The sequence below is a fragment of the Paracoccus caeni genome, from assembly GCF_016629665.1.
In the GTDB taxonomy this organism is placed as follows: Bacteria; Pseudomonadota; Alphaproteobacteria; order Rhodobacterales; family Rhodobacteraceae; genus Paracoccus; species Paracoccus caeni.
On the sequence record NZ_JAEPRQ010000010.1, the window covers coordinates 89,418 to 101,028 of the forward strand.

General features: G+C 59.7%; 10 protein-coding genes and 1 pseudogene. 10 read left to right on the forward strand and 1 reads right to left on the reverse strand.

The genetic code is table 11. The annotated features are described in order from the left end of the window. Positions 1-24 precede the first annotated feature (24 nt). From JJJ17_RS18685 to tnpB, 9 genes are all read left to right on the forward strand, one after another. On the forward strand, positions 25-1,407 hold the full coding sequence (locus tag JJJ17_RS18685; protein ID WP_200689185.1) for a dihydroorotase: 1,383 nt from the start codon (positions 25-27) through the stop codon (positions 1,405-1,407). Continuing rightward, the gene (locus tag JJJ17_RS18690; RefSeq protein WP_200689186.1) at positions 1,407-2,648 is read left to right on the forward strand and encodes a Zn-dependent hydrolase; all 1,242 of its coding nucleotides are present in this window, start codon (positions 1,407-1,409) and stop codon (positions 2,646-2,648) included. The genes JJJ17_RS18685 and JJJ17_RS18690 overlap by 1 nt, the downstream gene beginning before the upstream one ends. Then, a complete protein-coding gene (locus JJJ17_RS18695; protein WP_200689188.1) occupies positions 2,641-3,732 on the forward strand; it encodes a DUF917 domain-containing protein in 1,092 nt (363 codons plus the stop codon). Before JJJ17_RS18690 ends, JJJ17_RS18695 begins: the two co-directional genes overlap by 8 nt. Before the next feature lie 2 nt (positions 3,733-3,734). Continuing rightward, entirely contained in the window at positions 3,735-5,393 is a 1,659-nt protein-coding gene (locus JJJ17_RS18700; RefSeq protein WP_200689189.1) for a urocanate hydratase, read from the forward strand. Positions 5,394-5,483: 90 nt separating this feature from the next. After that, entirely contained in the window at positions 5,484-6,794 is a 1,311-nt protein-coding gene (locus JJJ17_RS18705) for an MFS transporter (protein WP_200689191.1), read from the forward strand. Between the two features lie 62 nt (positions 6,795-6,856). Next, positions 6,857-8,521 (forward strand): HAL/PAL/TAL family ammonia-lyase, encoded by a 1,665-nt coding sequence (locus JJJ17_RS18710; RefSeq protein WP_200689193.1) that lies wholly within the window; start codon positions 6,857-6,859, stop codon positions 8,519-8,521. 577 nt (positions 8,522-9,098) lie between these two features. Next, positions 9,099-9,428, forward strand: a complete 330-nt coding sequence (locus JJJ17_RS18715) for a hypothetical protein (RefSeq protein ID WP_200689194.1) — start codon at positions 9,099-9,101, stop codon at positions 9,426-9,428. 187 nt (positions 9,429-9,615) lie between these two features. Then, positions 9,616-10,029: a hypothetical protein gene (locus JJJ17_RS18720; RefSeq protein WP_200689196.1), complete on the forward strand. Its 414-nt coding sequence runs from the start codon at positions 9,616-9,618 to the stop codon at positions 10,027-10,029. Positions 10,030-10,081: 52 nt separating this feature from the next. Next, complete coding sequence (gene tnpB, locus JJJ17_RS18725) at positions 10,082-10,432, forward strand: IS66 family insertion sequence element accessory protein TnpB (RefSeq protein ID WP_200689198.1); 351 nt, start codon at positions 10,082-10,084, stop codon at positions 10,430-10,432. On the opposite strand, the gene JJJ17_RS18730 is transcribed toward tnpB, so the two are convergent. Then, the gene (locus JJJ17_RS18730) at positions 10,429-10,653 is read right to left on the reverse strand and encodes a hypothetical protein (protein ID WP_200689200.1); all 225 of its coding nucleotides are present in this window, start codon (positions 10,651-10,653) and stop codon (positions 10,429-10,431) included. The two genes, tnpB and JJJ17_RS18730, sit on opposite strands and share 4 nt — an antisense overlap. Positions 10,654-11,514: 861 nt before the next feature. Here JJJ17_RS18730 and JJJ17_RS18735 point away from each other — a divergent pair. Further along, a pseudogene (locus JJJ17_RS18735) lies at positions 11,515-11,611 on the forward strand (IS5/IS1182 family transposase); the annotation flags it as partial.

Genomic DNA, 11,611 nt, shown 5'->3' on the forward strand with positions numbered 1-11,611 from the left:
GACGATCACATTCTCGGGGGGTGCATGTCTGATTTCGATACAGTTCTGACGGGAAACGTCATCCTGACGGATCGAGAGATTTCCCGCGGGTTTGTCGCGATCCGCGACGGCCAGATTGCGATGATCGGCGAAGGCACCGCCCCGGCTGCGCCAGAGATGCACGATTTCGGCAATGGTATCATTCTGCCCGGCGCGGTCGATGCTCAGGTTCATTCACTCTCGCAAAAAGGCGCCGAGGGTTTTGCGCATTCGACCCGTGCGGCGGCGGCGGGCGGGGTCACGACGATCGTGGATATGCCCTATGATGAGGGCAATCTGGTCTGTTCGGCAGAGGCGGTAGGCCGCAAGGTCGCGATGATCGAAAGCGATGCCCGTATCGATGTGGCGCTTTACGGCACCATCCGCCCCGGCGATGGTCCCGCGCGCATCGCCGAACAGGCGGCATCAGGCGTCTGCGCCTACAAGTTTTCGACCTTCGGCACCGATCCCGAACGCTTTCCTCGTATCCCGCCTGCCTTGTTGCGCGCCTGCTTTGCCGAGGTCGCCCGGACCGGGCTGGCGGCGGGTGTCCATAACGAGGACGACGCCTATGTCCGCGCCGCCATCGCCGAGGTCGAGGCGTCGGGCATCAGCGATTGGCGTGCCCACGGCATGTCGCGTCCGGTTCTGGCCGAGACGCTGGCCATGCTTCAGATTTATGAGACAGGTGCCGAGACCGGATGTCCGGCTCATGTCGTCCACTGCTCGGTCGGGCGCGGCTACGACATCGCGGCGATGTATCGCCAAGGCGGTGATTATGCGACCGTCGAATGCTGCATCCACTATCTGACATTGGATGAAGAGAACGACGTTTCCCGATTGGGCGGCAAGGCCAAGATCAATCCACCCGTCCGCCCTCGGCGCGAGGTCGAGGCGATCTGGCGTCATCTGGCGGCAGGGCGCGTTTCCATGGTGTCCACCGACCATGTCAGTTGGAGCGAGGACCGCAAGACCGATCCGGCGATGCTGAAAAATGCCTCTGGCGTGCCGGGGCTGGAGGTGATGGTGCCTCTGTTCGTCAAGGGCGCATTGGCTCGGGGTGTTCCCCTGATCTGGGCCGCACGGCTTATGGCTGAAAACCCGGCGCGCCATTTCAGACTGGATCACCGCAAGGGTGGGCTTCGGGTGGGGCGTGATGCGGATGTGACGGTGCTGGTCGATCGCCCTGCAATCTATGATGCCGCCGCCAGCCGTCATTCGATCGCGGGCTGGTCCCCCTATGACGGGATCGAGCTGCCCTGGACCGTAGCTGCGACATGGCGGCGTGGCCAGATGGTCTTTGATGGAACCGAAGTTACAGCCGAGCCCGGAACAGGCCAGTTCGTTCGCCCGCCGGCAGCGCTTGGCATTCGGCAGGAATTGCTTTGATGAAGCGCAACCTTGATGCCTCCGGCGATGAGATCAGCGCGGATTTGGATGGCTTGGCCCGCATAACCGATCCGGATCGACCCTGGACCCGTCGCGCCTTTTCGCCGCGCTTTGATCAGGGGCGGGATTATCTGCGGGATCGCTTTGCAACCTCTGGATTGCAGGTTTCGACCGATGCGGGGGGAAACCTGATTGGCCTTCGCCCCGGCATCGATCCTACCGCTGGCACGATCATGATCGGCTCTCATTCCGATACGGTGCCGGATGGAGGGCGCTTCGACGGGGTGGCGGGCGTGATCGTAGCAATGGAAGTCGCCCGCACCCTTGAGCGTCGGGGCGTAAGGTTGCGGCATAATCTGGCGGTCGTCGATTTTCTGGCCGAAGAGGTCTCGATCTTCGGGGTCTCGTGCATCGGTTCCCGTGCCATGGCGGGCGTGCTGCCGCATAACTGGCTGGATCGCAGCAGCGATGGTCGCGATCTGGCACAGGCAATGCGCGATGTCGGGGGGAATCCGGGCAAATTGTCCGGCGCGCTGCAACAGAATTTGCGGGCGTTTCTGGAACTGCATATCGAACAGGGTCCGGTATTGGAGCGCGATGGGCTGAGTATCGGCGTGGTGATCGGGATCGTCGGCATCTCGCGGGTCGAGATTTCGGTGACCGGGCGGCCCGACCATGCAGGCACGACGCCAATGAATGCGCGCGCCGACGCGCTGGTCGCGGCTTCGCGCATCGTCGGCCAGATCGATGCGCGCGCCAAAGCGTTGACCGGGCAGGGTGCCCATTTCACCGCCACTGTCGGAGAATTTGAAATCGCGCCCAATGCCGCCAATGTGGTGCCGGGCCGGGTGCGGATGCTGGTCGATATTCGCGCCGAACGTCCCGAGGATAGCGCTGCTTTCATTTCGTGGCTGAAGAACATCGAGGATGATTCCGAGGTCGAGGCGCGACTAATTTCCGACAATGCCCCGGTGCGGATGGACGCGGGCTTGCAACAGATATTGTCGGAAGCCGCAGAGGGGTTGGGCGTAGCTCATCGCAGCATGGTGTCTGGCGCGGGTCATGATGCGGCATTCATGGCGCGGATATGCCCTGCGGCGATGATCTTCGTTCCCTGTAAGGACGGGCGGTCCCATTGCCCCGAGGAATGGGCGGATATCGCCGACCTGACGCTGGCGGCAGAAATACTTTCAGACGCCGTGATGAAACTTGACGCGAAAACGGAGGGCCAGGATGGCTAGGATTCTAACGGAAAAGGATGTCGAGCCTGCGGTTCGCGGTGGCGCGGTCTATGCCGCAGGCGGCGGTGGTTGGGTCGATCACGGGCGCAAGCTGGGCTACGCTGCCGTCAATGCCGGTGCGCCTGAACTGGTTTCGATTGATGAACTGGGCGACGATGACTGGGTTGCGACCGCTGCCGCTATCGGTGCCCCGGCCTCGACCACGCCATGGGAGATGCGTGGCGTCGATTACGTCAAGGCTGTTCAGCTTTTGCAAGAGGCGCTTGGCGAACGGGTCGCCGCGCTGATGATCGGCCAGAACGGCAAATCCTCGACCCTCAATGCGTGGCTGCCTTCTGCCATTCTCGGTTGCAAGGTGCTGGATGCGGTTGGCGATATGCGCGCCCATCCAACCGGCGATATGGGCGCAATCGGCATGGCGGGAAAGCCCGACCAGTCGATTCAGACTGCTGTTGGCGGCAATCGTGAACAGAACCGCTATATCGAACTGGTGACCCGCGGCGCGACGGGCAGGGTCTCGCCGATCCTGCGCACCGCGTCAGATATGTCGGGCGGGTTCATCGCTTCGGCCCGCAATCCTGTCAGGGCCAGCTATGTCGCGAAAAATGCCGCCCTTGGCGGGATTTCTAAGGCGCTTGAGCTGGGCCACGCCATCATTGCGGCGGAACCGAAGGGTCCGGCTGCGGTGCTTGACGCGATGCTGAAGACCACAGGTGGCGCGGTGCTGATCGAGGGTGAGATCACTGAAAAGAACGTGGTCTATACCAATGAAGCCTTTGATGTCGGCACCGTGACCATCGGCAGCGGCGACAAGGCGGTGAAACTGCATGTCATGAATGAATACATGGCCGTCGAAGCCGCAGACGGTACGCGCCTTGCAACCTTTCCCGACGTGATCACCACGCTTTCGCCGCAGATGGAGCCGCTGTCTGTCGGCGAATTGCGGGTGGGGATGCGGGTGCATGTTTTGCATGTCGCCAAAACGCTTATTCCGATTGGCGCCGGCCTGCTGGACCCGGCGATCTATGCACATCCCGAAAAGGTCATGGGCATCAATCTGACCGATTACGCGCTGGAGGGCTGAGCATGCCAAGGGACAATCCGCGCAACCCCGGCTTTCCGATCCCCTCCGGTCCTGACCTGCGTGCCAAAGGATGGCGGCAAGAGGCGCTGCTGCGCCTGCTGGAAAATGTGCTGGCGGTTGGTGAAGATCCAGAAAATCTTGTCGTATATGCCGCTCTGGGCAAGGCTGCCCGGAACAAGGCCGCCCACGACGCCATCGTCGCCGCGCTGACGAATATGGACGAGGATCAGACGCTTGTGATCCAGTCGGGCAAGCCGGTCGGTCTAATGAAAACCTCGGCTCAGGCGCCGATGGTGATCATGGCCAACTGCAATGTCGTCGGGCAATGGGCAAAGGCGGAGAACTTCTATGAGCTTGAGCGGAAGGGCCTGATCTGTTGGGGCGGGCTGACCGCCGGAGCATGGCAATATATCGGCTCGCAAGGAGTCATTCAGGGCACCTACGAAATCTTCATGCGCATTGCCGAGCGCCGTTTTGGCGGGACGTTGCATGGTCGCTTCGTGCTGACGGCAGGGCTTGGCGGCATGGGCGGCGCCCAGCCGCTGGCGGGCCGGATGGCAGGGGCTGCGATCCTTTGCGTCGAGATCGATCCCGAACGCGCGCGCAAACGCAAAGAGATCGGTTATCTTGATGAGATCGCCCCGGATCTGGACAGCGCGCTACGTCGTATCGAACAGGCGCGTGCCGCGGGCGAGCCGTTGTCGGTCGGACTGGTGGGCAACGCGGCTGAAATCTATCCCGACATCGCAGGGCGCGGGATCGTGCCGGATATCGTCACCGATCAGACCTCGGCCCATGATCTGGTCTATGGCTATATCCCGGTCGGATATGATCTTGACCGCGTGCGGCGCTTGCGCAGCCAGAACCCGTCCGAACTGATCGAAGCCGGACGCGCCTCTATCGCCAAACACGTCGAAGCGATGTTGCAGTTTCAGCGTTCGGGCGCCGAAGTCTTTGACAACGGCAACCTGATCCGCACACAGGCCAAAGAGGGCGGCGTTGCCGATGCCTTCGACATCCCGGTCTTTACCGAGGCCTATCTGCGGCCTCTGTTCTGCCGAGCGATCGGGCCGTTTCGCTGGATGGCCTTGTCGGGCGAGCCTTCCGATATCGCGCGGATCGATGATCTGGTGCTGGAAATGTTCCCGGACAATTACATCGTCACCAACTGGATTAACCTTGCCCGGCAGAACGTCCCGTTCGAAGGGCTGCCTGCCCGCATCGCCTGGCTTGGTCATGGAGAACGTAGCGCGCTGGCCCGGCGGGTGAACCAATTGGTTCAGTCGGGCGAGTTGCAAGGCCCGGTCGCTTTCTCGCGCGATCATCTGGATTCGGCGGGGATGGCCCATCCGAATATCATGACCGAAAACATGCGGGACGGATCGGACGCCATCGCCGATTGGCCGCTTCTTGATGCGATGCTTCTTTGTGCGTCGCGTGCGGATCTGGTGGTCATTCATTCGGGCGGCGGCGGCTATGCCGGCTTCATGACCTCTGCGGGCGTCACCATCGTCGCGGATGGCACCGGGGCGGCTGATGAACGGCTGGAGCAGGCGCTGGACAACGATACCGGGCTGGGCGTGATCCGCTATGCGGATGCTGGCTATCTCGATGCGCTGGACGAGGTTGCCAAAAAGAAGATCGGACGCATCGAAATCTGATTTTCCGGCAGGCTGCTGCGAACGGGAAATCGTCAGGATCAACAACAGACGGGCCCGGCGTCGCACCGGCGAGGGTCAACGGGGAGTTACATGGATACGTTCCAACAGAACCTTTCAGCGGTGCCGGGCAAGCGCAAGACTTCTCCGGGCAGGGCGGTCGCTGCCGCATCCATCGGGAATGCGCTGGAATGGTATGATTTCACCATCTATGCGCTGTTCGCCGTTTATATCGCAAAGAACTTCTTTCCGGGTGGCGACGACACGGTTGAACTGGTCAAGGCATTCTTGGCCTTTGGCCTAGGCTTCGTCATCCGCCCGCTGGGCGCCATCATGATCGGGGTTTATGGCGACAAGGCGGGCCGCAAGGCTGCATTGTTCCTGACGATCATGATCATGGCGGTCGGGACGTTGATGATCGCCATCGCGCCGACTTATGCCGCGATCGGCATCGGCGCGCCGCTGATGATCCTTGCCGGTCGGATCCTGCAAGGCTTCTCTGCCGGGGGCGAAATCGGCGGGGCGGCGGCGTTTCTGGTTGAACATGCCCCGCCCGAACAGAAGGGCAAATTTGCTTCCTGGTTGCAGGCCAGCATGGCGATCTCGAATATCATGGGCGCGCTGGTGGCCTTTGCCGTCACTTCGCTTCTGACCGAGCAGCAGGTCGGTGACTGGGGCTGGCGCATTCCGTTCTTCATCGGTGTCCTGATCGCGCCGGTCGGATTGTGGTTGCGCCGCACGCTGGACGAAACCCCGGCTTTCGAGGCCGAGCGCGCCTCGGCAGAGCGCGAGCCCGCCAGTGCGCCGTTGAAACTGGTCTTCACAGAATATCTGGGCGCGCTGCTGAAGGGGACCGCCTTTTCCATCCTTTGGGCAGTCTGCGTCTATGTGCTGATCATCTATATGCCGATCTTTGTGCAGCGGGCCTTTGGGTTTGCACCGTCGCAGGCCTTCACGGCGTCGCTGATCGGTAACGTCTTTCTGGCCGTGGGCTGCGTTTTCGCAGGCACTATCTCGGACAAGATCGGGCGCCGGTTGATGCTGGGTATCGCCGCTGCGGCGATGCTTGTCGCTGTCTATCCGCTGCTGGCATGGCTGCAATCTTCGCCGACGCTAACCACGCTGATCATCGTGCAAAGCCTGTTTTGCATCATGGTGTCCGGCTTCGTAGGCGTTGCCCCCGCGACCCTGTCCGAGGTGTTCCCGACGCATATCCGTTCTACCGGGATGTCGCTGGCCTATAACACCGCCGTCACGATCTTCGGCGGCTTTGCTCCGGCGATGCTGACATGGCTCAGCACCACCGCGATCGGCAATTATGCACCCAGCCTTTACGTCTCGGCGGCGGCCTTGATTTCGCTTATCGCGATCATCGTTCTGCCGAAACCTCATTCGACCAACTGATCTGCTGCGCGCGACCCTTGGCGGGTCGCGCGTCCCTTCATCTTAACGCGAAAGGAACCGTCATGTTCACCTCGATACGCGCCTCCCGTGCGCTACCTGTTTGCGGCCTTTGCGTCACGCTGATCCTGGGCGGCATCCCTGCCATGGCCGATGAGTGGACCATCGACGGGACATCGCTGACGGTAGAGCAGGTGGTGGATATTGCCCGCGACGACGCGGCGACCATCGCCTTTGGGCAAGGAGTGGATGATCAGATTTCCAGAAGCTTCGATCTGGTGATGGAAGCCGCGCTGCAAGGCAAGGCCGTCTATGGCCTGACGGTTGGTGTCGGCTGGAACAAGGATCGTCCGGTCTTTGCGATGAAAGACGGTAAACGCGTGCTGGATGACGAGTTGCTGAACCTGTCGCGCGCGTTCAACACGTCATCGCTGCGTGCGCATGGCGCGGGCGTCGGTGATCCGATGCCTGCCGAGATCGTCCGCGCCGGTATGGTGATCCGCCTGAACCAGATCGCCTCGGGGAGGACCGGGGTGCAGCCCGCAGTGGCGCAGATCTATCGCGCATTCCTTGAGCAAGGGATCACGCCTGTCGTGCCGTCGCGCGGCTCGGTGGGCGAGGCCGACATTACGCTTGCCTCGCATATCGGGCTGGCGATGATCGGTGAGGGAGAGGTATTCGTGAAGGGCAGGCGGGTGCCTGCCGCAGAGGCCCTGACCGAGGCCGGGATCGCGCCGCTGGAACCTGTTGGCAAGGACTTCCTGTCTATTCTCAGCACCAATGCTTTGACGGCGGGACATGCTGCATTGCTGTCGCATGATGTCGAGGCCTATCTGGACAAGGAAAGCGTCATCTTTGCCTTGGCGCTGGAAGGGTTCAACGGCAATGTCGCCCCGTTCCTCGCCGCAACAAACGATATCCGCCCGTTCCCCGAGAACCTCGCAGGTGCGCAAGCGATCCGCGAGGGATTGCAGGGCAGCTATCTGTGGTCGCCCTCGGATGATCGGGCCTTGCAGGATCCGCTCTCCTATCGAACCATGGCTTATGTTCTGGGCGGCGCAAAGATCGCGGCGCAGGACCTGGCCGCGACGCTGGAGATTCATATCAATCACAGCGACGACAATCCGGGCGTCGTCCTGGATGCGACCGATGACAACCAGTCAGAACAGGTTTCCGGTTATTTCATCGACGGCGAGGTGGCGGGCGCCATCTATCCGACCGCGAATTTCGAAATGCTTCCCGTCGCCACGCGCGTGGAGAACCTGAACACCGCGCTGGTCCGTTTGTCGCGGGCGATCACCATGCAGACGATCCGGTTCGAAAACCCCGAGCTGACACATCTTTCCCGCTTCCTTGCGGCCGATGAAAATCAGGGTCACGCTTTCGGGGCGATTCAGAAACCGCTGGTCGCGTTGCTGGCAGAGAACCAGCAGATCGGTGCCCAGTCGCCCACAGCATCGGTCGCCATGGCCGGGAACATCGAGGATCTCGACAGCCACGCCCCTCTCTCGGTCGCCAATCTGGAGCGGATATTGGACAATCTCTACTGGATGTCCTCGATACAGATGTTGCACGCGGCGCAGGCGGTCGATCTGCGTGAACCATCCGCACTGGGCGACGCCACATCGAAGTTGCTGGCCGATTATCGTGATCAGGTCGCTTTCGTCGAACATGATCGAATCTATTCGGACGATTTCCACAAGGGCTACGACTTCTTGCGCAACCGTTAGGACTTGTTTTCTGGCACAACAGAGCGGACCTATTCGCCATTTTTCAGCGTGGAAACGGCGGCGCTCCCTGCCGGGACAGCGCAATGGTGTCTCGAATATGCTTCGACTTTCGAAAACCATCGACGAAACGGTCGTGTCTCTCCAAAGTGAGACCTATGCAAAAACGCTGGATCTCTGGATCTAGGTCTCCGGATGAGTTGAGATTGTGTTTATTGGTAAGGTGCAGATGTCAATATTTCTATGTTCGTTAGATTGAGATCGAGGATTGATCAAGTCGGACACTTGATGCTTGGCAATTTACGGCGGTTGCGTGCCCCCGCAACCAGAATCCAATTATGATACCAAATACTTAGAAACTGCCCGCAGGGGCAGATTATTGCGTTCGCAGATTACATCGTAAGCGTTGCATCTGACCCTCGCCAGACCACCTGAAACCTGCAGCCTAGGATACTGGCCGCGACCGGCATTGGGTGATATTGAACCCGGACGGCGAGGTCGTCGCGGTCAGCAACAGAAATGTGCCCTTGCGCGCACCGGACAACGATCTGCAAGAAATTATTCGACCGCTGGAGTAGCCATGAAAGATAAGATGCAAGCCTTCATGCAAGAACTTCTCCACGGAAAGAAGTATGTCCGATTGTCGTTGGATCAGCTTCGTGCCTTCAACAACTATCTTGCAAATGCCGGATTCAGCATATCCCGCATGGAGGCAATAAAGACGGCTGGCGGAAGAACTGGGCGACGCCTTGACTATGACGTTCTGGTCATGCCCGAGCATGAGGAGGGTTGGACAATTTTTGCCGATCCTGATCGGTCGAGGGAGCACGTCGTGGATATTGTCGACCAAGCTGTGCGTGAGGGTGGAACTTTCGAGTTCTTGGTTTGGGCCGAGAAACCGTTGGATTAGAGAATTGTTCGCCCCTCGACCCAATTCCCGACGATCCTCCCCGGTATGCCATCCGCCGCCCGTTGGCCTCCCGCGCCAGATCCAGCCGCTTCGGCAACCTGACCGTAAGCGTTGCATCTGACCCCTGCCGCAAGCTCTGAGAACCGGTTTGCGACGATGTTATGCTGCCCCGAACCCGGAGGACAGCATGATTGACGACAATCCACCCTTCCAGCCATTCGGCTTTACTATCCCCATCAGTTCGACCGGGCGCCGCATCTGGCCGCCTGGTTTCAAGAAATTCATCATCGAGAAACTGGATGCTGGTGAGTTGACTGTTCAGCAGATTGAGCAGGAGGGTCAGATTGCGCGATCTCTCATTTATAAATGGCAGGCAAAACGGGGTGCTGACGATGCAGCCGAACGACCGATCAATCCCTTTGCACAGGTCTGTATCGAGGATGCTCCCATAGGCAGTGCGGCCCCTGCAGGATTGCCATCCTCGGCTGACATCCGTTGCATTCATGTCCACGGCGCGGTCAGCAATCTGGTCCTGCCCACAGACTATCCCATCGAAAATCTGATCCAACTCGTTCGGGCGATGGAAAGTCCGACATGCTGATGGCCGATGCGCCGGACCGCGCTTTCACACGGACAATGGCGGGGCGGTCGAGATGATATCCCCCGCAGGCAATTTCAGAATTTACCTTGCAACGGAGCCGGTGGATTTCCGGAAGGGTATGGATGGATTGGCGGCTATCGTGCAGTCGGAGTTCGGCCTTGATCCATTTTCCGGGGGCATCTTCATCTTCAGGGCGAAGCGCAGCGACCGGCTGAAGATTGTGGTTTGGGACGGCACCGGGCTGGTGCTTGTTTACAAGCGGATCGAAGGGGCAGGCTTCATCTGGCCGAAGATCAGCAACGGCACCGTCTCAATCACACGTTCACAGTTTGAAGCCTTGTTCGAGGGGCTGGATTGGACCAAGGTCCGCAGCCGGATGCAAAAAAGGCCCATGATTGCCTAATCGTTACGGTGGGCTAGATCGGCTTCACCTCCATCGCAGTCCTCCTCATGTGCGACAGTCAGTGCGTTGGTGATCAGCAATTCGATATCTTCCAGCCGCATCCCCCGTTCATAGGCCAAGCGCTCAACGAGTTTGGTGATGGCTGAATCGCGCGGCCCGTAAAGCGCCCAGTCACGAATGGCTGAAGCGTCAGGGTGTCGGGTCTGATCTTCCGCCGTCATATGGTGTCCTCCAAACAAAGGGCATCGGCCCTGTTACTGCCGGTTGTCGTGACCTGCGTCCCCAGACCAGCGTCAGCTTGCATCTTCAAAGCGAGGCGGCCAAGATTCGGACATGGGCAGATACCGACCAATAAGACTTTCGGCCCATATTACCGAAGACCCCTACAAAGCCATACATTCGAAAGGATATTTTTGATGAGAATCATACTTACCGCAGCCGCAATCCTGACATGTGGAGCGATGCCAACTATCGCCCAAGAACGACCCCAAGCCCCAATAACAGATCTAGGGAAATCGTTCTCAGACCTTGTGGCGGATGGATGGACGGCGACGGGTGCCGTAGTCGAAACCGACTATCTGCTGATGGAGAAGGACGGTGCGTATGCTGTCTGCACGCTCCAGATTGGCGGGGGCATGACACTATATCCGGAGCCGGAAACGACCAGCGTGGATTCGGCCTGCTACAAAGTTACCAATTAGTCAGGTGCCTCTAGGCGAATTGGTCGATGGCCAGAGTCCCTCATATTCGTAGAGATCGGGCGGATACCAATAGACGTTCTTGCTTAGGAAGCTATGTGGGAAGTCAGCTCCCACATAGCGCGGCGGGGTAAATGACGGATCGCTTTGGGAGGTCAGGCCATAAATTTTGGCGATATCCCTGACAGATCTTGGCGTCTCATAGCCCGTCCGGGCCATGATGTCCTGAATCGACACCTTTTCGGTGATTAGCCTTGCGACGGTTGTTTGCCGAATGGTGTTCCAGTCATGGTGAAAACTACAGACCGCCCCATCTCTCATCTTCCGTAGAATCTTATTCCGCTGGCAGGCGTCCTATGGTTCAAGCTCATCTCTACTTGGGAGATGGGCTTGGCGCGCAACCTGATATCCGACGATGAGTGGGCCTTCTTTGAGGGCTTCATTCGTGGCGTCCGACACCCGAATGGCCGCAAGCCTGCGG

Coding starts and splice junctions, on each gene's coding strand:
- JJJ17_RS18685 (WP_200689185.1), top strand. CDS start 25: ATGTCTGATTTCGATACAGTTCTGACGGGAAACGTCATCCTGACGGAT.
- JJJ17_RS18690 (WP_200689186.1), top strand. CDS start 1,407: ATGAAGCGCAACCTTGATGCCTCCGGCGATGAGATCAGCGCGGATTTG.
- JJJ17_RS18695 (WP_200689188.1), top strand. CDS start 2,641: ATGGCTAGGATTCTAACGGAAAAGGATGTCGAGCCTGCGGTTCGCGGT.
- JJJ17_RS18700 (WP_200689189.1), top strand. CDS start 3,735: ATGCCAAGGGACAATCCGCGCAACCCCGGCTTTCCGATCCCCTCCGGT.
- JJJ17_RS18705 (WP_200689191.1), top strand. CDS start 5,484: ATGGATACGTTCCAACAGAACCTTTCAGCGGTGCCGGGCAAGCGCAAG.
- JJJ17_RS18710 (WP_200689193.1), top strand. CDS start 6,857: ATGTTCACCTCGATACGCGCCTCCCGTGCGCTACCTGTTTGCGGCCTT.
- JJJ17_RS18715 (WP_200689194.1), top strand. CDS start 9,099: ATGAAAGATAAGATGCAAGCCTTCATGCAAGAACTTCTCCACGGAAAG.
- JJJ17_RS18720 (WP_200689196.1), top strand. CDS start 9,616: ATGATTGACGACAATCCACCCTTCCAGCCATTCGGCTTTACTATCCCC.
- tnpB (WP_200689198.1), top strand. CDS start 10,082: ATGATATCCCCCGCAGGCAATTTCAGAATTTACCTTGCAACGGAGCCG.
- JJJ17_RS18730 (WP_200689200.1), bottom strand. CDS start 10,653: ATGACGGCGGAAGATCAGACCCGACACCCTGACGCTTCAGCCATTCGT.